General features: G+C 67.2%; 1 protein-coding gene. It reads left to right on the top strand.

Annotated features, from left to right (window positions below; all coding sequences use genetic code 11):
- On the top strand, nucleotides 1–418 hold a 418-nt coding region (locus tag J4E53_RS30575), incomplete at both ends, for a condensation domain-containing protein (RefSeq protein WP_207268300.1).

The raw sequence follows: 418 nt of genomic DNA, 5'->3' as shown, positions 1-418 counted from the left end.
GCACCTGGACGGCGCCCCGGCGCTGCTGGAACTGCCCAGCGACCACCCGCGTCCCCAGGTGCAAAGCTACCAAGGCGCCGCCCTGGCCTTGCAACTGCCCGCGCCGCTGAGCAGCCGATTGCGCCGCTTCAGCCAGCAACAGGGCCTGACCCCGTTCATGACCCTGCTCGGCGCCTGGTCGATTCTGCTTTCGCGCCTGAGCAACCAGCCGCAGGTGGTGGTCGGCACACCGGTCGCCAATCGCCCACGCCGGGAAACCGAGGCGTTGATCGGCTTCTTCGTCAACACCTTGGCCCTGCGCATCGACGTCCAGGCCCACAGCCGCGTCGACCAGTTGCTGGAACAGATCAAGGCCACCACCCTCGACGCCTACAGCCACCAGGACCTGCCATTCGAACAGGTCGTCGAAGCCTTGCAG

This window comes from Pseudomonas sp. FW305-28, from assembly GCF_017351395.1.
GTDB classification, from domain to species: domain Bacteria; phylum Pseudomonadota; class Gammaproteobacteria; order Pseudomonadales; family Pseudomonadaceae; genus Aquipseudomonas; species Aquipseudomonas fluorescens_AA.
Note: the sequence above shows the minus strand (reverse complement) of the source record. Positions and strands in the feature narration are given on the sequence as shown.